The sequence below is a fragment of the Escherichia sp. WS3063 genome, assembly GCF_046486595.1.
Classification (GTDB): Bacteria; Pseudomonadota; Gammaproteobacteria; order Enterobacterales; family Enterobacteriaceae; genus Escherichia; species Escherichia coli.
The window spans coordinates 138,380-158,067 of sequence record NZ_JBJQKY010000010.1 but is presented as its reverse complement, the minus strand read 5'-3'; the positions used below and the strand labels follow the sequence as shown (position 1 = coordinate 158,067).

Below are 19,688 nucleotides of genomic sequence, written 5' to 3'. Positions count from 1 at the left end.
ATTTATCTTTCATTTTGCGATCAAAATAACACTTTTAAATCTTTCAATCTGATTAGATTAGATTGCCGTTTGGTAATAAAACAATAAATCCTGAAGGAGAGAACAATGATAGAAACCATTACTCATGGTGCAGAGTGGTTTATCGGGCTGTTCCAAAAGGGCGGAGAGGTGTTTACCGGGATGGTGACCGGCATTCTTCCGCTGTTGATTAGCCTGTTGGTTATCATGAACGCACTGATTAATTTTATCGGTCAGCATCGTATTGAACGTTTTGCTCAACGTTGCGCCGGTAACCCTGTTTCCCGTTACCTGCTGTTACCGTGCATTGGCACGTTTGTCTTTTGCAATCCGATGACCTTAAGCCTGGGTCGCTTTATGCCGGAAAAGTACAAACCCAGCTATTACGCGGCGGCCTCTTATAGCTGCCACTCAATGAATGGCCTCTTCCCCCATATCAACCCTGGCGAACTGTTTGTTTATCTTGGCATTGCCAGCGGTCTGACAACACTGAATCTGCCACTTGGCCCACTGGCGGTGAGTTATCTGCTGGTTGGTCTGGTCACCAACTTCTTCCGCGGCTGGGTGACCGATCTGACCACCGCCATTTTTGAGAAAAAGATGGGCATTCAACTTGAACAAAAAGTTCATCTGGCAGGAGCAACATCATGACGCGTATTCGGATCGAAAAAGGAACGGGTGGCTGGGGCGGCCCGCTTGAGCTGGAAGCCAAACCGGGAAAAAAAATCGTCTATATCACCGCCGGTACCCGGCCTGCGATTGTTGACAAACTGGCACAGCTTACTGGCTGGCAGGCTATTGACGGATTTAAAGAAGGTGAACCCGCGGAGGCGGAAATTGGTGTCGCGGTAATCGACTGTGGCGGCACATTACGCTGTGGCATCTATCCGAAACGGCGTATTCCCACCATTAATATCCACTCGACGGGCAAGTCCGGCCCGCTGGCGCAGTACATTGTGGAAGATATTTATGTCTCTGGCGTAAAAGAAGAAAACATCACTGTAGTGGGTGATGCGACACCACAACCCTCTTCCGTGGGCCGTGACTATGACACCAGCAAGAAAATCACCGAACAAAGCGATGGTTTACTGGCGAAGGTGGGAATGGGTATGGGTTCTGCCGTTGCCGTGTTGTTTCAATCTGGTCGTGACACCATCGACACGGTATTAAAAACCATTCTGCCGTTTATGGCGTTCGTCTCGGCGCTTATCGGCATCATTATGGCTTCCGGTCTTGGCGACTGGATTGCCCACGGTCTTGCTCCGCTGGCGAGCCATCCACTGGGGCTGGTCATGCTGGCGCTCATCTGCTCCTTCCCGCTGCTTTCACCTTTCCTCGGCCCAGGCGCAGTTATCGCACAGGTTATCGGCGTATTGATTGGCGTGCAGATTGGTCTCGGCAATATTCCGCCGCATCTGGCTTTACCTGCACTGTTTGCCATCAACGCGCAGGCGGCCTGCGACTTCATCCCGGTCGGTTTGTCGCTGGCGGAAGCTCGTCAGGACACGGTTCGCGTCGGTGTCCCTTCTGTTCTGGTGAGCCGCTTTTTAACCGGCGCGCCAACTGTACTGATCGCCTGGTTTGTCTCCGGTTTTATCTATCAATAGAGGCTGAAACATGACCGTTATTTATCAGACCACCATCACCCGTATCGGCGCGAGTGCCACGGACGCCCTTAGCGACCAGATGCTCATCACCTTTCGTGAAGGCGCGCCGGCGGATCTCGAAGAGTATTGCTTCATCCATTGCCACGGCGAGTTGAAAGGTGCACTCCATCCCGGTTTGCAATTTACGCTCGGGCGGCATCGCTATCCGGTGACCGCCGTTGGCAGCGTGGCGGAAGACAACCTTCGCGAACTGGGTCATGTCACCCTGCGCTTCGATGGTTTAAGCGAAGCGGAATTTCCGGGCACTGTCCATGTGGCAGGCCCTGTACCCGACGATATCGCGCCGGGATCGGTTTTGAAGTTTGAATCTGTTAAGGAGTAAAAAATGAATCAGGTTGCCGTTGTCATCGGTGGTGGGCAAACATTAGGCGCGTTCCTGTGCCACGGTCTGGCTGCCGAGGGGTATCGCGTCGCGGTTGTCGATATTCAGAGCGACAAAGCCGCAAATGTGGCACAAGAAATTAACGCCGAATATGGTGAAGGTATGGCGTACGGTTTTGGTGCTGACGCCACCAGCGAGCAAAGCGTTCTGGCGCTTTCTCGTGGGGTAGATGAAATCTTTGGTCGCGTGGATTTACTGGTCTACAGCGCCGGAATAGCAAAAGCAGCCTTTATCAGCGATTTCCAGCTTGGAGATTTTGACCGCTCGCTACAGGTGAATCTGGTGGGCTATTTCCTGTGTGCCCGTGAATTTTCGCGTTTGATGATCCGCGACGGGATTCAGGGTCGCATTATTCAGATCAACTCGAAATCCGGCAAAGTGGGCAGCAAACACAACTCTGGCTACAGCGCAGCGAAATTTGGTGGCGTCGGGCTGACTCAATCACTGGCGCTGGATCTGGCGGAGTACGGCATTACGGTGCATTCGCTGATGCTCGGTAACCTGCTGAAATCGCCTATGTTCCAGTCACTGTTGCCACAATACGCGACCAAGCTGGGTATCAAACCGGAGCAAGTCGAGCAGTATTACATCGATAAAGTACCGCTCAAACGCGGCTGCGATTATCAGGATGTGCTGAATATGCTGCTGTTCTACGCCAGTCCTAAGGCGTCGTACTGCACTGGTCAGTCGATCAATGTCACCGGCGGTCAGGTGATGTTCTGATCAACAGCGGAGATCTTTTAAGGATCTCCGCGCGACTAATAGAATGCCTGATGCGCTACGCTTATCAGGTCTACAGGACTTCCGCCACTACATTACGGAGAAGTTATGGTATCCGCACTCATCACCGTCGCCGTTATCGCCTGGTGTGCGCAACTGGCCTTAGGCGGTTGGCAAATTTCTCGTTTTAACCGTGCCTTCGACACGCTATGCCAGCAAGGGCGGGTTGGCGTGGGCCGTTCCAGCGGGCGCTTTAAACCGCGGGTCGTGGTCGCCATCGCGCTGGACGATCAGCAACGCATCGTCGACACCTTGTTTATGAAAGGACTGACCGTCTTCGCCCGACCGCAAAAAATTCCCGCAATTACCGGTATGCATGCGGGTGATTTACAGCCCGATGTGATCTTTCCCCATGATCCACTATCACAGAATGCTCTATCATTGGCGCTTAAACTGAAACGTGGATAATTTCGTTGTGAATGTTACTTGCTTGCGAAGTTATCATTTTGAAACCTAAATCAGGTAATCACGCCCATGAAACCTCGTCAGCGTCAGGCCGCCATTCTGGAGTATCTGCAAAAGCAGGGTAAATGCTCGGTTGAAGAATTGGCGCAATACTTTGACACCACAGGCACAACCATTCGCAAAGATCTGGTCATTCTGGAACATGCCGGAACCGTCATTCGTACTTATGGCGGAGTGGTGTTGAATAAAGAGGAATCCGATCCGCCTATCGATCATAAAACACTCATCAACACCCACAAGAAAGAGCTGATTGCAGAAGCTGCCGTTAGTTTTATCCATGATGGCGATTCGATCATTCTTGATGCTGGCAGTACCGTTTTGCAGATGGTTCCCCTGCTCTCGCGCTTTAATAACATCACAGTGATGACCAACAGCCTGCATATCGTCAATGCGCTATCCGAACTGGATAACGAACAAACTATCCTGATGCCAGGCGGAACATTTCGCAAAAAATCGGCCTCATTTCACGGGCAACTGGCAGAGAATGCCTTCGAGCATTTCACCTTCGACAAATTGTTCATGGGCACTGACGGCATCGATCTCAATGCGGGCGTAACCACCTTCAACGAGGTCTATACCGTCAGTAAGGCGATGTGTAATGCCGCGCGCGAAGTGATTTTGATGGCTGACTCATCGAAGTTTGGTCGTAAAAGCCCCAACGTGGTTTGTAGTCTTGAAAGCGTCGATAAGCTGATTACCGACGCAGGTATCGATCCAGCGTTTCGTCAGGCGCTGGAAGAAAAAGGGATCGACGTGATCATAACCGGAGAGAGCAATGAGTGAAGCACTACTGAACGCGGGACGTCAGACGTTAATGCTGGAGTTGCAGGAAGCAAGCCATTTACCGGAACGTCTGGGCGATGATTTTGTTCGCGCCGCCAATATCATCCTGCACTGCGAAGGCAAAGTGGTGGTTTCGGGAATTGGCAAATCGGGCCACATTGGTAAGAAAATCGCCGCAACGCTTGCCAGCACCGGCACTCCTGCCTTTTTTGTCCATCCGGCAGAGGCATTGCACGGCGACCTGGGGATGATCGAAAGCCGCGATGTGATGCTGTTTATCTCTTACTCCGGTGGCGCGAAGGAACTGGATCTGATTATTCCGCGTCTGGAAGATAAATCTATCGCGCTGCTGGCGATGACCGGCAAACCGACGTCACCGCTGGGCCTGGCGGCGAAAGCGGTGCTGGATATCTCCGTAGAACGCGAAGCCTGTCCGATGCACCTTGCGCCGACCTCCAGCACCGTGAATACCCTGATGATGGGTGACGCGCTGGCGATGGCGGTCATGCAGGCGCGCGGATTTAATGAAGAAGATTTTGCCCGCTCCCACCCTGCTGGAGCACTGGGCGCTCGCTTGCTGAATAAAGTGCATCATCTGATGCGCCGTGATGACGCTATCCCGCAGGTAGCGTTAACCGCCAGCGTGATGGATGCGATGCTGGAACTCAGCCGCACTGGTCTGGGGCTGGTGGCGGTATGTGACGCTCAACAACAGGTACAAGGCGTCTTTACCGACGGCGATTTACGTCGCTGGCTGGTTGGCGGCGGCGCACTCACCACGCCAGTTAATGAAGCGATGACGACAGGCGGCACCACATTACAGGCACAAAGTCGCGCCATCGACGCCAAAGAGATCCTGATGAAGCGCAAAATCACTGCCGCACCGGTGGTGGATGAAAACGGCAAACTCACCGGCGCAATTAACCTGCAGGATTTCTATCAGGCCGGGATTATTTAATCCTTCAATCCCAGACGTTTCGCCAGCCGATGCAGGTTGGCGACGTCAGTTTCCAGCATTCGCGCGCAGGCAGCCCAGTTGTGATGATTTTGTGCCAGTGCCTGGCGAATGGTTTCACGCTGGAACGCTTCTGTCGCTTCACGCAGATTTTGCTTAACAACGGGCACCGCCGCAGCTTCTCGCGGCGGCAACGTCACCTCAGGAAAAGCAAAATGTTGCGCCTCGAGAATCACTTCATCGCCGCTGCGGGTTGCTCTCGCCAGCACTACCGCCCGATGAATAGCATGTTCCAGTTCGCGCACGTTCCCCGGGAAACTATAATGTTGCAATAAATTCCGCGCCCCGGAACTTAATACCACGCGGGAGAGCCCCAGCCGCAAACGACACTGCTCGCAGAAATACCCCGCCAGCAGAATGACATCATCGCCCCGCTCACGCAGCGGCGGCACCGAAAGTGGAAACACGCTCAGGCGATGAAACAAATCGGCGCGGAATCGCCCTGCCAGCACCTCTTCGCGTAAGTCGCGGTTAGTCGCCGCCAGCACGCGCACATCGACCCGCAAACTGCGGTCATCGCCAACGCGCTGAATATCGCCATACTGCAACACCCTCAGCAGCTTGGCCTGCAATGCCAACGACAACTCGCCGATCTCATCGAGAAACAGTGTGCCGTTATCCGCCATTTCAAACTTCCCGCTGCGGTTACTGATAGCACCAGTAAACGCTCCTTTCACATGCCCGAACAACTCACTTTCCGCCACACTTTCCGGCAGTGCAGCACAGTTGAGATAGACCAGCGGATTCACCGCCCGTGGCGAGGCTTCATGAATCGCTTTCGCCACCAGCTCCTTACCGGTTCCAGTCTCACCGCTGATCAGGACGTTGAGATCGGACGCCGCCACAATCTCAATCTCTTTTTTCAATTGCGTCATGCCTGGCGACAAGCCAATCATCTGCGTCTGTTTCACCGCTTCAAACGGCGCGGCATCGCCCGGCAGCATATTCTGGCTTTCCAGTTGCTCAATCAGCAACGCATTGCTTAACGCTCCCGCCGCCAGCGCGGCAATCAGGCGTAACTCTTCGTCGCTGAAAACATCGAACTGATCGGGCTGCATCCCGTCGAGCGTCAATGCGCCGATCAGGTTTTGCCCGGCAAACAATGGCAGACCAACGCAGGCGTGAACCTTCAGACTCTCCTGCCCGGGAATCAAACCGTCATAGGGATCGGGCAATTCGCTGTCTGCGGGAAAACGCACCACGTCCCCGGCGCGGGCAATCGCTTCCAGCCGTGGATGCCCTTCCAGCGCAAAGCGTCTACCGAGTACATCCTTCGCCAGCCCGTCGATGGCAAGCGGAATAAACTGCCGCGAGTCGTAACGTAGCAACGCAGAGGCATCACACTCCAGCACCTGACGCAGCGTGGTGATCAGGCGCTGAAAACGATCCTGATGACCAATCCCACGCTGCAATTCGATGGCGATATTCGCCAGCACATCAACGGAAAAACTCATCTTTGCCTCACTGTCAATTTGACTATAGATATTGTCATATCGACCATTTTATTGATAGTCATTTTGACTACTCATTAATGAGCACAATTTTATTTATAGAGTAAAAACAATCAGATAAAAAACTGGCACGCAATCTGCAATTAGCAAGACATCTTTTTAGAACACGCTGAATAAATTGAGGTTGCTATGTCTATTGTGGTGAAAAATAACATTCATTGGGTTGGTCAACGTGACTGGGAAGTACGTGATTTTCACGGTACAGAATATAAAACGCTGCGCGGCAGCAGCTACAACAGCTACCTCATCCGTGAAGAAAAAAACGTGCTGATCGACACCGTCGACCATAAATTCAGCCGCGAATTTGTGCAGAACCTGCGTAATGAAATCGATCTGGCGGATATCGATTACATCGTGATTAACCATGCTGAAGAGGATCACGCCGGGGCGCTGACCGAACTGATGGCGCAAATTCCCGATACGCCGATCTATTGTACTGCCAACGCTATCGACTCAATAAATGGTCATCACCATCATCCGGAGTGGAATTTTAATGTGGTGAAAACTGGCGACACGCTGGATATCGGCAACGGCAAACAGCTCATTTTTGTCGAAACGCCAATGCTGCACTGGCCGGACAGCATGATGACTTACCTGACAGGCGACGCGGTGCTGTTCAGTAACGATGCTTTCGGTCAGCACTACTGCGACGAGCATCTGTTCAACGATGAAGTGGATCAGACGGAGCTTTTCGAGCAGTGCCAGCGTTACTACGCCAATATCCTGACGCCGTTCAGCCGCCTGGTAACGCCGAAAATTACCGAGATCCTGGGCTTTAACTTACCAGTCGATATGATAGCGACCTCTCACGGCGTGGTATGGCGCGATAACCCGACGCAAATTGTCGAGCTGTACCTGAAATGGGCGGCGGATTATCAGGAAGACAGAATCACCATTTTCTACGACACCATGTCGAATAACACCCGCATGATGGCTGACGCTATCGCCCAGGGGATTGCGGAAACCGACCCACGCGTGGCGGTGAAAATTTTCAACGTCGCCCGAAGCGATAAAAACGAAATCCTGACCAATGTCTTCCGCTCAAAAGGCGTGCTGGTCGGCACCTCTACGATGAATAATGTGATGATGCCGAAAATCGCCGGGCTGGTGGAGGAGATGACCGGATTACGCTTCCGTAACAAACGCGCCAGCGCTTTCGGCTCTCACGGCTGGAGCGGCGGTGCGGTGGATCGTCTTTCCACGCGCCTGCAGGATGCGGGTTTCGAAATGTCGCTTAGCCTGAAAGCCAAATGGCGACCAGACCAGGACGCTCTGGAGTTATGTCGTGAACACGGTCGCGAAATCGCCCGTCAGTGGGCGCTCGCGCCGCTGCCGCAGAGCACGGTGAATACGGTGGTTAAAGAAGAAACCTCTGCCGCCACGACGGCTGACCTCGGCCCACGGATGCAATGCAGCGTCTGCCAGTGGATTTACGATCCGGCAAAAGGCGAGCCAATGCAGGACGTTGCGCCAGGAACGCCGTGGAGTGAAGTCCCGGATAACTTCCTGTGCCCGGAATGCTCTCTCGGCAAAGACGTCTTTGACGAACTGGCATCGGAGGCAAAATGAGCAACGGCATTGTGATCATTGGTTCGGGCTTCGCCGCCCGCCAACTGGTGAAAAATATTCGCAAACAGGACGCCAGTATTCCATTAACCCTGATTGCCGCCGACAGCATGGATGAGTACAACAAACCTGACCTCAGCCATGTTATCAGTCAGGGGCAACGTGCCGACGACCTTACCCGCCAGACGGCAGGTGAATTTGCCGGGCAGTTTAATCTGCGCCTGTTTCCGCACACCTGGGTAACGGATATCGATGCCAAAGCCCATGTGGTGAAAAGTCAGAATAATCAGTGGCAATACGACAAGTTAGTGCTGGCAACCGGTGCCAGCGCCTTTGTCCCGCCAGTGCCCGGGCGTGAGTTAATGCTGACGTTAAATAGTCAGCAAGAGTATCGCGCCTGTGAAACGCAACTGCGGGATGCCCGACGCGTGTTGATTGTTGGCGGTGGCTTGATTGGTAGCGAACTGGCGATGGATTTTTGTCGTGCAGGCAAAGCGGTCACGCTAATCGACAACGCTGCCAGTATTCTGGCATCGTTAATGCCACCGGAAGTAAGCAGCCGCTTGCAGCATCGGTTGACGGAGATGGGCGTTCATCTGCTGTTAAAATCTCAGTTGCAGGGGCTGGAAAAAACGGATTCTGGCATTCTGGCAACGCTGGACCGCCAGCGCAGCATCGAAGTGGATGCGGTAATTGCCGCCACCGGGCTGCGCCCGGAAACCGCCCTGGCACGACGCGCCGGGCTGACGATTAATCGCGGCGTTTGCGTCGATAGTTATCTGCAAACCAGTAATGCCGATATTTATGCGCTGGGCGATTGCGCGGAAATTAACGGTCAGGTATTGCCGTTCCTCCAGCCGATTCAACTTAGCGCGATGGTGCTGGCAAAAATTCTTCTCGGCAATAACACGCCGCTGAAACTCCCGGCGATGCTGGTGAAAATCAAAACGCCAGAATTACCGCTGCATCTGGCAGGCGAAACCCAGCGTCAGGATTTACGCTGGCAAATTAATACCGAACATCAGGGAATGGTGGCACGCGGCGTTGACGATACAGACCAGCTTCGCGCCTTTGTGGTCAGTGAGGATCGGATGAAAGAGGCGTTTGGATTGTTGAAAACGTTGCCGATGTAGGCATGGTTTTCTCCCTCGCCCAAAGGGCGAGGGGACTGTCCGCGCTACTTTTAACGCTTCGTTACGCCACATCCGCCACTATGCAGCATGCAGGATGCGCGCCGCAGCAATAACCCCCTGCCCCAGAGACAAGCCGCCATCACCCGCCGGTAAACTCTGCGGAAAGAGTAATGTGAAATCAGCGAGATAATGCGCCAGGCGTGTACGCAGCAATCGGTTATGAATAACCCCACCGCTAAATACCAGCGTAGTGATACCGCGCATCGTGGCCTGCTCACGCATCAACGCGGCAAAACCCTGCGCCAGCGCATCATGAAACGCCCACGCGCGTTGATTAACCGGTGCCTGCCAGTTCAGCCACTGCTGCCAGAAGGTGGCGAGATCCAGTTGATTGTCCACCAGCGGCATCGTCACCGGATGCGTCACTCCCTGGCTCGAAGCCGCCAGCGCCTCGAGGGCGCAAGCCGCTTCACCTTCATAACTTAACGTGGCTGGCGCACAGCCCAACGCCGCCGCTACGGCATCGAACAAACGTCCACACGATGATGCCAGCGGCGCGTTAATTCCACGCTCAATGGCCCGCGCCAGCACGCTCCAGTTTTGCTGTTGCACACTTGCCGTTTCAGGGTAATTCTGCCACTCCGGCACAAAGCGCAGGCACTGCGCCAGCAGGTTACGCCACGGCTGCTTTGCAGCCAAATCGCCCCCAGCAAGCGCCACCGCTGGCAAGCCGCCCAGGTGCTGGCATTCGCGATAGTTCACCCGCAGACACTCGCCGCCCCACAAAGCGCCGTTCTCCCCCATACCGATACCGTCGAGCGTCAAAGCAATGACATCACCGCCCTCCAGTGGCCAGTGATGTTCTGCCAGACACGCCGCCGCGTGGGCATGATGATGCAGCACCGTTTGCGTCGGCAGATTCATTTCGCGCGCCCACTGGCTGGAGACATAGCCCGGATGTGCGTCATGCACAACGTATTGCGGGGTAAAATCGTAGATGTTTTGCATCAGGCGTAACGCTTCGCGCCACTGCATCTGGATGCCATCGTCACTTAAATCGCCCAGATGCTGACTCAACACCGCTTGTTCACCGCGCACCAGGCAGAAGGTATTTTTCAGATCCGCGCCGAGACACAGCACAGGCGGAACATTTTTAAAGCCCGGAGGCAAAGCCAGCGCATCCGGCACATACCCCCGCGAACGGCGCAGCATTTCGCCGCTTTCGCGCACCACCGAATCATCCATCCGCTGCACGATGTCGCGGTTATGTATCAAGAATCCGTCGGCAATGCCCTGCAAATCCGCCAGCGCCTGTTCGTTGCTGATAGCTGGTGGTTTACCGCTCAGGTTGCCGGAGGTCATCACCAGCGGGCATTGCAGTTCCTGTAACAGCAAATGCTGGAGCGGGTTCGCAGGCAACATCACCCCAACTTCGTTAAGGCCAGGGGCGATATCATCACAAAGCTCAGGTATGTATTTTTTATCCACCAGCACAATCGGCGCGGCGGGCGTGGTAAGCAACTGGCGCGCAGCGTCTGGTAAACCGTCAGCCACTGGCAACATGACCGCCAGCGGTTTCGCCGGGCGATGTTTACGTGCCCGTAGTGTCGCCACCGCGTTACTGTTACGCGCATCGCAGGCGAGATGAAATCCGCCAATCCCTTTGATGGCGACAATGTTGCCCATTTTTAACTGTGCGATAGCCGCCTGTAATGCCGCCTCTTGTTCTGCATGTTCACCATGACTTACCCATTCAAGATGTGGGCCACACTCCGGGCAGGCCACCGGCTGGGCGTGGAAGCGACGATCGAGCGGGTCGCGGTACTCTTTGTCACAAGCCGGACACAGCGGAAACGCCGCCATCACGGTAAACGGGCGGTCGTAAGGCATCGCGCGAATAATGGTGAAACGCGGGCCGCAGTGGGTACAGTTGATAAACGGATAACGATAACGCCGCTCGCCCGGGGTATTCATTTCGGCAAGGCAAGCAGGGCAAGTGGCGGCATCCGGGACAATTTGCGTATTCATGGTGCCGCCTGTGCTCTGGCGGATAGTGAACTCAGTGGGCAGTTGTGACCAGATAAACGGCTCACGCTCGACGCTATCAATACGCGCCAGCGGCGGGCAGTGCTGATGCAATTGAACAAGAAACGTTTCCGGGGCTTCCAGCAGCCGGACTTCTACGCCATCGCCGTCATTACAGACATCGCCGTGAAGATTTAATTGCTGTGCCAGTTGCCAGACAAACGGACGAAAACCGACGCCCTGCACTTTGCCACGAATACGCAGTTGGACACCGCAAGATATGTTTTTTGCCATTGAGTTATTCCCGCCATCATGAATTTCGTAACCCGCCCAGCCGGACACGACCGCGTCGTATCCGGCAATCACAGGTCGGCGATACCGCCCGCTCCGTATTCTACGAATATTTCCGGGAATTCCTTTGATGCCAGAACAGTTCAGTAAGATTTTTAGAACATCAGCGCCGTACGGCGACGTTTTTCTGCGCTCAGTTGTTCAAGTTTATTACGATCGACACAAATCAGCGCATGGGTCGGGCAAGCAGCCATACACGCCGGGCCGTCTTCACGATGGTTACAGAGGTCGCATTTATTGGCTTCGGCTTTGTCAGCCCGTACGTTAAGCCCTGCGCCGCTGTTGCGAATCACCGGACGTACCACCACTTCCATCGCGCCATACGGGCAAGCCACAACGCAGGTTTTGCAACCAATGCAACGTTCCTGCATCACATGAACAAACCCTTTATCACGGCTGATAGCACCATTCGGGCAGACGTTAGCGCACGGTGCATCTTCACACTGACGGCAGACTGTTGCCGTAGAAATGTTCACACCTTTAATGACATGGATTCGCGGTAAAAAAGTTTCCGGGGTCAGCGATGCACAGTCCTGATTCTCCTGATGAGAAACCACGCACGCCACTTCACAGGTACGGCAACCAATACATTTACTCGCGTCAGCAATGATGAAACGGTTCATCAAATTCTCCAGCAATGACAGTTAATGCGCCGATACATTCACAAATCATGCCAGTTTTTAATTTACTGTTATTTAAAGAAATTAAATTCTGTAATGCAGGAAAAACGATGTCATCGACACTAGTGACGATGACATGTGATGACAATGTTTATTGCGAAAGAGCAATGAGGGAGCCGCGGCGGATCAGTTTTCCGCTGAAGGTTTTCGGCGGTGAGAAATCCCCACCATCGAGCATAAAAATCAGCCGTCCAATAATTTCCTGAATCATCTCAGTTACCGGAATTTTTACGCTGGAGAGCGCCGGAACGGTGTAGGGGGCAATAGCGATATCATCGAATCCGATAACTGACACCTGCTCTGGCACCGCTACGCCGCGCTCGTGCAACGCTTTCATCGCACCTATCGCCATATCGTCGTTACTGGCAACTAACGCGCTAAATTTAGCCCCACGTTCGAGCAACGTTTCTACCCCTTCGGCCCCGCTGGCAGGCGTCCATTTACCGTTAGCGATAAGTTTTTCATTGAGCGCAATACCATGCTGCGACAGCGCGTCTTTATACCCGGCAAGACGTTCAACGCTGGTGGGGGAATCCATCGAGCCGGTAAGGAAAGCAATCTCCTGATGCCCGGCGTTTATCAACTCTGCCACGGCGTTAAAGCTGGTCTGTTTATGATCGCACCAGACGCTATGGCTGCTATTTTTGCGCAGGCGGCGATTAAGCACCATTATCGGCTGACTGTGTGCGTCAATGATGTCATCAATCTCATCCACGCTTAAAAAACGCGGGTAAATCATAATGGCGTCGCAGCGCAAATCCAGCAGATACTGAATCGCCTGGCGCTCTTCTTCGGCGCTGTGTTTACCATCTGCCAATAGCAACTGTCGCCCTTTCTCTTCAGCCATTCGCGCGGCATGAAACAGTAGTTCACTAAAATAAATGCCGTGGTAAAGCGTGTTGGTCACTACCAGCCCCAGCGTCTGAGTACTCTTCGCCGACAGATTGCGCGCCAGCAAGTTTGGGCGGTAACCGCTCTCTTCTACCGCCTGAAACACGCGATCTTTAGTCTCCTGGCTGACGTAGCCATTACCTGAAAGCACGCGGGAAACGGTCGCTTTTGAAACCCCGGCGCGCTTCGCCACTTCCAGCATCGTCGTCATCATTTTCATCCCTTTACACGCAATCAACGCAGTGTACTGCACCGTTTGCCGATTGTCCTTGCGCAATCGGCGGGAAAAATATTCAGGTGACCGGTTTCACAAATATAAAAAATGAACAATTAACTCTCTTGCTTATTTAGTGACAACTATTCATGATTTTGTGAAACCGGTTTCCTAATTCCGTTTCAGCATCGGCATTTTCCGTCACGTCGACTGATAACAACTACATCTACCCTACTGATAACAGGATAAAATCCGATGGCCAAAAATTATGCGGCGCTGGCACGCTCGGTAATAGCGGCACTGGGCGGCGTTGATAACATCTCGGCAGTCACGCACTGTATGACGCGTTTGCGCTTTGTTATCAAAGATGACCAGCTTATCGACAGTCCGACGTTGAAAACCATCCCCGGCGTGCTCGGCGTGGTACGTAGTGACAACCAGTGTCAGGTGATTATCGGCAATACCGTTTCACAAGCCTTTCAGGAAGTCGTCAGCCTGCTGCCGGGAGATATGCAGCCCGCACAGCCCGTGGGTAAACCCAAACTCACGCTGCGTCGCATTGGTGCGGGGATCCTCGATGCGCTGATCGGCACCATGTCACCGCTGATCCCGGCGATTATCGGCGGATCGATGGTCAAACTGCTGGCGATGATCCTCGAAATGAGCGGCGTGCTGACAAAAGGATCGCCGACCTTAACCATTCTGAATGTGATTGGTGACGGTGCTTTCTTCTTCCTGCCGCTAATGGTCGCGGCATCTGCCGCCATCAAATTTAAAACCAATATGTCGCTGGCGATTGCCATCGCGGGTGTGCTGGTACATCCGAGTTTTATTGAACTGATGGCGAAAGCGGCCCAGGGTGAACATGTCGAATTTGCCCTGATTCCGGTCACCGCGGTGAAATACACCTACACGGTGATCCCGGCGCTGGTGATGACCTGGTGCCTGTCATATATCGAACGCTGGGTGGACAGCATTACACCGGCGGTGACGAAAAACTTCCTCAAGCCAATGCTGATTGTGTTGATTGCCGCACCGCTGGCAATCCTGCTGATTGGCCCGATTGGTATCTGGATCGGTAGCGCCATTTCGGCGCTGGTTTACACCATTCATGGTTATCTGGGCTGGCTTTCAGTCGCCATTATGGGCGCGCTGTGGCCTCTGCTGGTAATGACCGGGATGCACCGCGTCTTTACGCCAACCATCATTCAGACCATTGCCGAAACCGGCAAAGAAGGAATGGTCATGCCGTCAGAGATCGGCGCTAACCTGTCGCTGGGCGGTTCATCACTGGCGGTGGCGTGGAAAACGAAAAACCCGGAACTGCGCCAGACGGCGCTCGCAGCGGCGGCATCAGCCATTATGGCGGGGATTTCCGAACCGGCGTTATATGGCGTGGCGATCCGCCTGAAACGTCCGCTTATCGCCAGTCTTATCAGTGGTTTTATTTGCGGCGCGGTTGCCGGTATGGCGGGGCTTGCCAGCCACTCAATGGCAGCGCCGGGGCTATTTACCAGCGTGCAGTTCTTCGATCCGGCGAATCCAATGAGCATCGTCTGGGTGTTCGCCGTCATGGCGCTGGCGGTCGTGCTGTCGTTCATCCTCACACTGTTGCTCGGCTTTGAGGATATTCCTGTTGAGGAAGCGACTGCCGAGGCGCGAAAGCATCAGAGCGCACAACCGACCGTCGCCAAAGAAGTAAGTCTTAATTGAGGATGAAAATGTCAGTATTTCCGCAAGGTTTTTTATGGGGCGGCGCGCTTGCCGCCAACCAGTCTGAAGGTGCGTACCGTGAAGGTGGCAAAGGGCTGACCACCGTCGATATGATCCCACACGGCGAGCATCGAATGGCGGTGAAACTGGGACTGGAAAAACGTTTTCAGTTGCGTGATGACGAGTTTTATCCCAGCCATGAAGCGACGGATTTTTATCATCGTTATAAAGAAGATATCGCCCTGATGGCAGAGATGGGGTTCAAAGTGTTCCGTACCTCAATTGCCTGGAGCCGCCTCTTTCCGCAGGGCGATGAGCTGACACCCAACCAGCAGGGCATTGCTTTTTATCGCGCGGTATTTGAAGAGTGTAAAAAGTACGGTATCGAACCGCTGGTCACGTTATGCCACTTCGATGTGCCGATGCATCTGGTCACCGAATATAGCTCCTGGCGTAACCGCAAGCTGGTGGAGTTTTTCAGCCGCTACGCCCGGACCTGCTTTGAAGCATTTAATGGTCTGGTGAAATACTGGCTTACCTTCAATGAAATCAACATTATGTTGCATAGCCCGTTCTCCGGCGCGGGTCTGGTGTTTGAAGAAGGGGAAAATCAGGATCAGGTGAAATATCAGGCCGCGCATCACCAGCTGGTTGCCAGTGCGCTAGCCACCAAAATAGCCCATGAGGTTAACCCGCAAAATCAGGTGGGCTGTATGCTGGCGGGCGGTAACTTCTACCCTTACAGTTGCAAGCCGGAAGATGTCTGGGCGGCGCTGGAGAAAGATCGGGAAAACCTGTTTTTTATCGATGTGCAGGCGCGCGGCGCGTATCCGGCTTACTCTTCCCGCGTATTCCGCGAAAAAGGGGTAACCATCAACAAAGCACCGGGCGATGATGAAATCCTGAAAAACACCGTCGATTTTGTCTCCTTCAGCTATTACGCCTCGCGCTGCGCCTCGGCGGAGATGAACGCCAACAACAGCAGTGCGGCGAACGTGGTGAAATCGCTGCGTAACCCATATCTACAGGTAAGCGACTGGGGCTGGGGTATTGATCCACTCGGTCTGCGTATCACCATGAATATGATGTACGACCGCTATCAGAAGCCGCTGTTTCTGGTGGAAAACGGCCTCGGCGCAAAAGATGAATTTGCTGCCAACGGTGAGATTAACGATGACTATCGCATCAGCTATTTACGCGAACATATCCGCGCAATGGGCGAAGCGATTGCAGATGGCATTCCGCTGATGGGCTACACCACATGGGGCTGTATTGATTTAGTTTCCGCCTCAACGGGTGAAATGAGCAAACGCTACGGTTTTGTCTATGTAGACCGTGACGATGCAGGCAACGGCACGCTGGCGCGCACGCGTAAGAAATCGTTCTGGTGGTATAAAAAAGTGATTGCCAGTAATGGTGAGGATTTAGAGTAAGTAACCGTGCCGGATGCGGCGTGAACGCCTTATCCGGCCTACAAGGCCCGATAAGCGTTGCGCATCGGGCAATCTGGCGTTTGGCATCAGAGCTGGTTCACCCCATCAAGAACATCCCCCTTTATCAAGCAACGCTGCGTCAGCGCCAGATCTTCCGATTGCGGGTCGCGCCCGGCGATGGGTTTGAGGACGAGTTTACGGTTGGGGGTATAAGTAAAACGCGTGAGCGCGGGATAGCTTAACTTGCCAAACCAGCCGTGAACACGCTGCCATTTGGCGTCTTTTACCTGATACAGACTGGTTATCCAGTAACCGGAATCAAACTGCATATCCAGCAATTGCGTGTGGCCATTCCTTTGTAAATCCAGCAAATCATCAATGCCAGTTTCACTTGCGGTATAAAAACTATCGGACTGAAAAACACACGGGCGACCTTGCTGATTAAAGGTCATCAGAATCAAAAACGCGTTAGGTGCCAGACCATTTCCTGAAATACCCCGCCAGATAACCAGATCCTGAATGCCGTTACGATCAAGATCGGCACGGTAAAGTTGCGCATTACCCGCCATATTTTGCAGCACCCCCACAGGCACAGACCAGGATTTACCGGCGCGATCTTTACCGTTCAATTGCCATTCACTATCATCATTTGGCATCTTCTCAAGCGTCACGCCAGCAACGCCCACTTTTCTAAAATGCCAGGTTTGCTCGGTATAATAAGGCATAGTCAGGAGAGGTTTCAGCGCCCGCTTTTGCGCGTATTCGCTGTCACTCATTGGCAGATATTCGGTAAAGCTGGTGGCCTGTGCAGGCAGCACTAAGCTCAATAAAAAAGCGCACATCCCTGTTTTGATGTTCAATTCCCTGAATTCCCTAATGAAGAATTATTCTTCCACCGCTAACTGCGCGAAGCCGCCATTCCCTTCCCAGCCTTCCAGTCGTTGATAAACGGTTTCTACCGCATCTTTAATCGGCTGGGTCATCGGGTAGTAAAAACCGACGATATCCGGCTGGATGCCGAGGAAAATCACTTCGCCAATGTCTTCTTTCAACTGGTCGATAAGGTAGTTCAGCGGCATGTTATGGGTAGTCATCATAAACATCTCGGCGATGTCATCCGGATCGATGATGCGGATCTCGCCGGGGTTTAGCCCCATATCCGTGGCATCGACAATCAGCAGTCGTGTCGGGCGCAGTTCACGGATGGCGACGATGTCGTTTTCCGGTACGCTACCGCCGTCAATCACCACCCAGTTACCTTTCGGCGCGGCGGCGCACTTTTCCGCCAGCAGCGGACCTGCGCCATCATCGCCCATCATGCTATTGCCAACACAGAGTAAAACGTCAGTCACGCAGTCTCCTCACCATCAAATAGATGGCATTTTCCTGATAAATATCATGCAGCATACTTAACAGCATGGTACTCCATTCTTTCTGCTGCGAAGTTTGCGCTGCCCGGGCTTTATCGAATGCGTTAGCCAGCATCGGCACATGGTTAATGTCGATGACGATCTCACCGTACTTCGGCACGCCTTCCATTTTACGGCGGGCTTCACTGCCCGTCTCCAGAGTGGCAATCCATGCCAGATATTCATCCCACGGGCAGGTGAGCGCGGCTTCCAGGCAATCGATAACCCCAAGGTGGTGACCAATCGCCAGGCTGTAATAGACCACCTGCTGCGCCTCGGCGGGCGTGGCATCGTTCTCATCAATAAATTTACGGCTCAGTTGACTGAACACCACCTTTTCACTCATCGGATACGCGCCTCTTCAACAACATGATTCAGATGGCTGACAATCTCGTTCAGACGCGGATCGTTTTCCGCTTCCAGCCAGCGTGCAACCTGTTCTTCACCCTGCCCTAACTGTGTCAGGAAGTCATCGGCAATCTGACGACCGTAACGATAACCCGCCAGGCGGCGTGCTTCGCGATCCACTTTCACACGCAGCGGCTGCACCATATCGCCATGAAGGATTTCCGCCGGTTGTTCATCCTGCTCACCCGGGCCACGGGCGTGAATTTTCTGCTCCAGCAGGCCGAGCGCCATTGCAAAGCCGTACAGCGTGGCGGCTGGCGTTGGCGGGCACCCCGGAATGTAGACATCCACCGGGACGATTTTATCCGTACCGCCCCACACGCAGTAGAGATCGTGGAAAATGCCACCGCTGTTACCGCAGGCACCGTAGGAGATACAGATTTTCGGGTCCGGCGCGGACTGCCACGCACGCAGCGCAGGGGATCGCATTGCACGGGTGACCGCGCCGGTAAACAGTAAAATATCCGCATGACGCGGTGAAGGAACGACTTTAATGCCGAAGCGTTCTGCATCAAACAGCGGCGAAAGCGTGGCGAAAATTTCGATTTCGCAGCCGTTGCAGCCGCCGCAGTCCACGCGGTAAACGTAGGCAGAACGTTTGATTTTTTTCAGTAACGACGCCTTCATGCTGGCGATGGATTCATCCACCGTCATCGGGACCGGAATGCCGTTGGCGTCACGGGGGCCTAATAAATTGCTCATCAGATGGCCTCTTTCATATGGCGAGTCAGTTCAATACGGTCGGACGGCACCAGGCATTTCTGGCGCTTACATTCCGGGCAAGTCTCAAAGCTTTCGCGGTGGTTTTCCGCGCGGCTGTCACCATTGTGCTTAAGCAGCGCAATGGCGTAGTCGATCTCTTTCTGGACGGCGAAAGGACGATTGCAGACGCGGCAGTTGCACAGCGCGAAGCGGGACTGTTGCAGGAAGTCTTCTTTCTTCCACACCGCCAGTTCGTACTCTTGCGACAGTTTGATCGCCGCCGTCGGGCAAACTTCTTCGCAGCGTCCACAGAAGATGCAGCGCCCGAGATTAAACTCCCAGGCAAGCTCTCCTGTGGCGAGGTCGGTTTCAACCGTTAAGGCGTTTGACGGGCAGGCATTGACGCAGGCCGCGCAGCCGATGCACTGCTGCGGGTTCTGCTCTGGCTTACCACGGAAGTTTTTATCAACCGCAATCGGCTCCAGCGGATAAGACGAGGTCGCCGTGCCGGTTTTGATAACTTTTTTGATAAAGGTAAACAT

The 19,688-nt window shown here is 53.7% G+C and carries 20 protein-coding genes; 11 read left to right on the top strand and 9 right to left on the bottom strand.

What is annotated here, in order from left to right; genetic code table 11:
• Nucleotides 1–105 precede the first annotated feature (105 nt).
• From srlA to gutQ, 7 genes are all read left to right on the top strand, one after another.
• Nucleotides 106–669, top strand: coding sequence for a PTS glucitol/sorbitol transporter subunit IIC (gene srlA, locus ACJHYW_RS12635; protein ID WP_000573321.1), 564 nt, complete (start codon nt 106–108; stop codon nt 667–669).
• Nucleotides 666–1,625 (top strand): PTS glucitol/sorbitol transporter subunit IIB, encoded by a 960-nt coding sequence (gene srlE / locus ACJHYW_RS12630; protein WP_000196926.1) that lies wholly within the window; start codon nt 666–668, stop codon nt 1,623–1,625. The genes srlA and srlE overlap by 4 nt, the downstream gene beginning before the upstream one ends.
• Before the next feature lie 10 nt (nt 1,626–1,635).
• Nucleotides 1,636–2,007, top strand: coding sequence for a PTS glucitol/sorbitol transporter subunit IIA (srlB, locus tag ACJHYW_RS12625; protein ID WP_000216213.1), 372 nt, complete (start codon nt 1,636–1,638; stop codon nt 2,005–2,007).
• A 3-nt stretch (nt 2,008–2,010) separates the two neighbouring features.
• Nucleotides 2,011–2,790: a sorbitol-6-phosphate dehydrogenase gene (gene srlD / locus ACJHYW_RS12620; protein WP_001077343.1), complete on the top strand. Its 780-nt coding sequence runs from the start codon at nt 2,011–2,013 to the stop codon at nt 2,788–2,790.
• Between the two features lie 105 nt (nt 2,791–2,895).
• The gene (gene gutM, locus ACJHYW_RS12615; protein WP_000252908.1) at nt 2,896–3,255 is read left to right on the top strand and encodes a transcriptional regulator GutM; all 360 of its coding nucleotides are present in this window, start codon (nt 2,896–2,898) and stop codon (nt 3,253–3,255) included.
• Nucleotides 3,256–3,321: 66 nt separating this feature from the next.
• Nucleotides 3,322–4,095 carry a glucitol operon DNA-binding transcriptional repressor SrlR gene (gene srlR / locus ACJHYW_RS12610; RefSeq protein WP_000804550.1) on the top strand — a complete coding sequence of 258 codons (774 nt, stop codon included), beginning with the start codon at nt 3,322–3,324 and terminating at the stop codon, nt 4,093–4,095.
• A complete protein-coding gene (gene gutQ, locus ACJHYW_RS12605; RefSeq protein ID WP_001287400.1) occupies nt 4,088–5,053 on the top strand; it encodes an arabinose-5-phosphate isomerase GutQ in 966 nt (321 codons plus the stop codon). The genes srlR and gutQ overlap by 8 nt, the downstream gene beginning before the upstream one ends.
• Here the strand turns inward: gutQ and norR are convergent.
• Nucleotides 5,050–6,564: a nitric oxide reductase transcriptional regulator NorR gene (norR, locus tag ACJHYW_RS12600; RefSeq protein ID WP_000010736.1), complete on the bottom strand. Its 1,515-nt coding sequence runs from the start codon at nt 6,562–6,564 to the stop codon at nt 5,050–5,052. The two genes, gutQ and norR, sit on opposite strands and share 4 nt — an antisense overlap.
• Nucleotides 6,565–6,750: 186 nt before the next feature.
• Here norR and norV point away from each other — a divergent pair, with 186 nt between their 5' ends.
• Together norV and norW are read left to right on the top strand one after the other, a co-directional pair.
• The gene (norV, locus tag ACJHYW_RS12595; protein ID WP_000029616.1) at nt 6,751–8,190 is read left to right on the top strand and encodes an anaerobic nitric oxide reductase flavorubredoxin; all 1,440 of its coding nucleotides are present in this window, start codon (nt 6,751–6,753) and stop codon (nt 8,188–8,190) included.
• Nucleotides 8,187–9,320: an NADH:flavorubredoxin reductase NorW gene (norW, locus tag ACJHYW_RS12590; RefSeq protein WP_000064725.1), complete on the top strand. Its 1,134-nt coding sequence runs from the start codon at nt 8,187–8,189 to the stop codon at nt 9,318–9,320. The genes norV and norW overlap by 4 nt, the downstream gene beginning before the upstream one ends.
• Nucleotides 9,321–9,398: 78 nt before the next feature.
• Here norW and hypF read toward each other — a convergent pair whose 3' ends face one another.
• The 3 genes from hypF to ascG all read right to left on the bottom strand — a co-directional run bounded on the left by hypF (nt 9,399) and on the right by ascG (nt 13,478).
• On the bottom strand, nt 9,399–11,639 hold the full coding sequence (gene hypF / locus ACJHYW_RS12585) for a carbamoyltransferase HypF (RefSeq protein ID WP_001361303.1): 2,241 nt from the start codon (nt 11,637–11,639) through the stop codon (nt 9,399–9,401).
• Nucleotides 11,640–11,791: 152 nt separating this feature from the next.
• Nucleotides 11,792–12,319: an electron transport protein HydN gene (gene hydN / locus ACJHYW_RS12580; RefSeq protein WP_001078777.1), complete on the bottom strand. Its 528-nt coding sequence runs from the start codon at nt 12,317–12,319 to the stop codon at nt 11,792–11,794.
• 148 nt (nt 12,320–12,467) lie between these two features.
• Nucleotides 12,468–13,478 (bottom strand): DNA-binding transcriptional regulator AscG, encoded by a 1,011-nt coding sequence (ascG, locus tag ACJHYW_RS12575; RefSeq protein WP_024179462.1) that lies wholly within the window; start codon nt 13,476–13,478, stop codon nt 12,468–12,470.
• Nucleotides 13,479–13,736: 258 nt separating this feature from the next.
• Here ascG and ascF point away from each other — a divergent pair, with 258 nt between their 5' ends.
• Together ascF and ascB are read left to right on the top strand one after the other, a co-directional pair.
• Nucleotides 13,737–15,194, top strand: a complete 1,458-nt coding sequence (gene ascF / locus ACJHYW_RS12570) for a PTS cellobiose/arbutin/salicin transporter subunit IIBC (protein ID WP_001107868.1) — start codon at nt 13,737–13,739, stop codon at nt 15,192–15,194.
• 8 nt (nt 15,195–15,202) lie between these two features.
• Nucleotides 15,203–16,627, top strand: a complete 1,425-nt coding sequence (gene ascB / locus ACJHYW_RS12565) for a 6-phospho-beta-glucosidase AscB (RefSeq protein ID WP_000110377.1) — start codon at nt 15,203–15,205, stop codon at nt 16,625–16,627.
• 86 nt (nt 16,628–16,713) lie between these two features.
• Here ascB and ACJHYW_RS12560 read toward each other — a convergent pair whose 3' ends face one another.
• The 5 genes from ACJHYW_RS12560 to hycF are packed head-to-tail and all read right to left on the bottom strand — an operon-like array spanning nt 16,714 to nt 19,688.
• Nucleotides 16,714–17,469, bottom strand: coding sequence for a hypothetical protein (locus ACJHYW_RS12560; RefSeq protein ID WP_024179463.1), 756 nt, complete (start codon nt 17,467–17,469; stop codon nt 16,714–16,716).
• A 42-nt stretch (nt 17,470–17,511) separates the two neighbouring features.
• Nucleotides 17,512–17,979, bottom strand: coding sequence for a hydrogenase maturation peptidase HycI (gene hycI, locus ACJHYW_RS12555; protein ID WP_280740078.1), 468 nt, complete (start codon nt 17,977–17,979; stop codon nt 17,512–17,514).
• A complete protein-coding gene (gene hycH, locus ACJHYW_RS12550) occupies nt 17,972–18,382 on the bottom strand; it encodes a formate hydrogenlyase assembly protein HycH (protein ID WP_001291930.1) in 411 nt (136 codons plus the stop codon). The genes hycI and hycH overlap by 8 nt, the downstream gene beginning before the upstream one ends.
• Nucleotides 18,379–19,146: a formate hydrogenlyase subunit HycG gene (hycG, locus tag ACJHYW_RS12545; RefSeq protein ID WP_000067399.1), complete on the bottom strand. Its 768-nt coding sequence runs from the start codon at nt 19,144–19,146 to the stop codon at nt 18,379–18,381. Before hycG ends, hycH begins: the two co-directional genes overlap by 4 nt.
• The gene (gene hycF / locus ACJHYW_RS12540; protein ID WP_000493785.1) at nt 19,146–19,688 is read right to left on the bottom strand and encodes a formate hydrogenlyase subunit HycF; all 543 of its coding nucleotides are present in this window, start codon (nt 19,686–19,688) and stop codon (nt 19,146–19,148) included. The genes hycG and hycF overlap by 1 nt, the downstream gene beginning before the upstream one ends.

Excerpts from the sequence above, each read along its gene's own strand:
- hycF (WP_000493785.1), bottom strand. The coding sequence starts at position 19,688 with ATGTTTACCTTTATCAAAAAAGTTATCAAAACCGGCACGGCGACCTCG.
- ascB (WP_000110377.1), top strand. The coding sequence starts at position 15,203 with ATGTCAGTATTTCCGCAAGGTTTTTTATGGGGCGGCGCGCTTGCCGCC.
- srlB (WP_000216213.1), top strand. The coding sequence starts at position 1,636 with ATGACCGTTATTTATCAGACCACCATCACCCGTATCGGCGCGAGTGCC.
- ascF (WP_001107868.1), top strand. The coding sequence starts at position 13,737 with ATGGCCAAAAATTATGCGGCGCTGGCACGCTCGGTAATAGCGGCACTG.
- hypF (WP_001361303.1), bottom strand. The coding sequence starts at position 11,639 with ATGGCAAAAAACATATCTTGCGGTGTCCAACTGCGTATTCGTGGCAAA.
- ACJHYW_RS12560 (WP_024179463.1), bottom strand. The coding sequence starts at position 17,469 with ATGTGCGCTTTTTTATTGAGCTTAGTGCTGCCTGCACAGGCCACCAGC.
- srlD (WP_001077343.1), top strand. The coding sequence starts at position 2,011 with ATGAATCAGGTTGCCGTTGTCATCGGTGGTGGGCAAACATTAGGCGCG.
- hydN (WP_001078777.1), bottom strand. The coding sequence starts at position 12,319 with ATGAACCGTTTCATCATTGCTGACGCGAGTAAATGTATTGGTTGCCGT.
- norR (WP_000010736.1), bottom strand. The coding sequence starts at position 6,564 with ATGAGTTTTTCCGTTGATGTGCTGGCGAATATCGCCATCGAATTGCAG.
- gutQ (WP_001287400.1), top strand. The coding sequence starts at position 4,088 with ATGAGTGAAGCACTACTGAACGCGGGACGTCAGACGTTAATGCTGGAG.
- srlR (WP_000804550.1), top strand. The coding sequence starts at position 3,322 with ATGAAACCTCGTCAGCGTCAGGCCGCCATTCTGGAGTATCTGCAAAAG.
- norV (WP_000029616.1), top strand. The coding sequence starts at position 6,751 with ATGTCTATTGTGGTGAAAAATAACATTCATTGGGTTGGTCAACGTGAC.
- hycH (WP_001291930.1), bottom strand. The coding sequence starts at position 18,382 with ATGAGTGAAAAGGTGGTGTTCAGTCAACTGAGCCGTAAATTTATTGAT.
- srlA (WP_000573321.1), top strand. The coding sequence starts at position 106 with ATGATAGAAACCATTACTCATGGTGCAGAGTGGTTTATCGGGCTGTTC.
- gutM (WP_000252908.1), top strand. The coding sequence starts at position 2,896 with ATGGTATCCGCACTCATCACCGTCGCCGTTATCGCCTGGTGTGCGCAA.
- norW (WP_000064725.1), top strand. The coding sequence starts at position 8,187 with ATGAGCAACGGCATTGTGATCATTGGTTCGGGCTTCGCCGCCCGCCAA.
- hycG (WP_000067399.1), bottom strand. The coding sequence starts at position 19,146 with ATGAGCAATTTATTAGGCCCCCGTGACGCCAACGGCATTCCGGTCCCG.
- ascG (WP_024179462.1), bottom strand. The coding sequence starts at position 13,478 with ATGACGACGATGCTGGAAGTGGCGAAGCGCGCCGGGGTTTCAAAAGCG.
- srlE (WP_000196926.1), top strand. The coding sequence starts at position 666 with ATGACGCGTATTCGGATCGAAAAAGGAACGGGTGGCTGGGGCGGCCCG.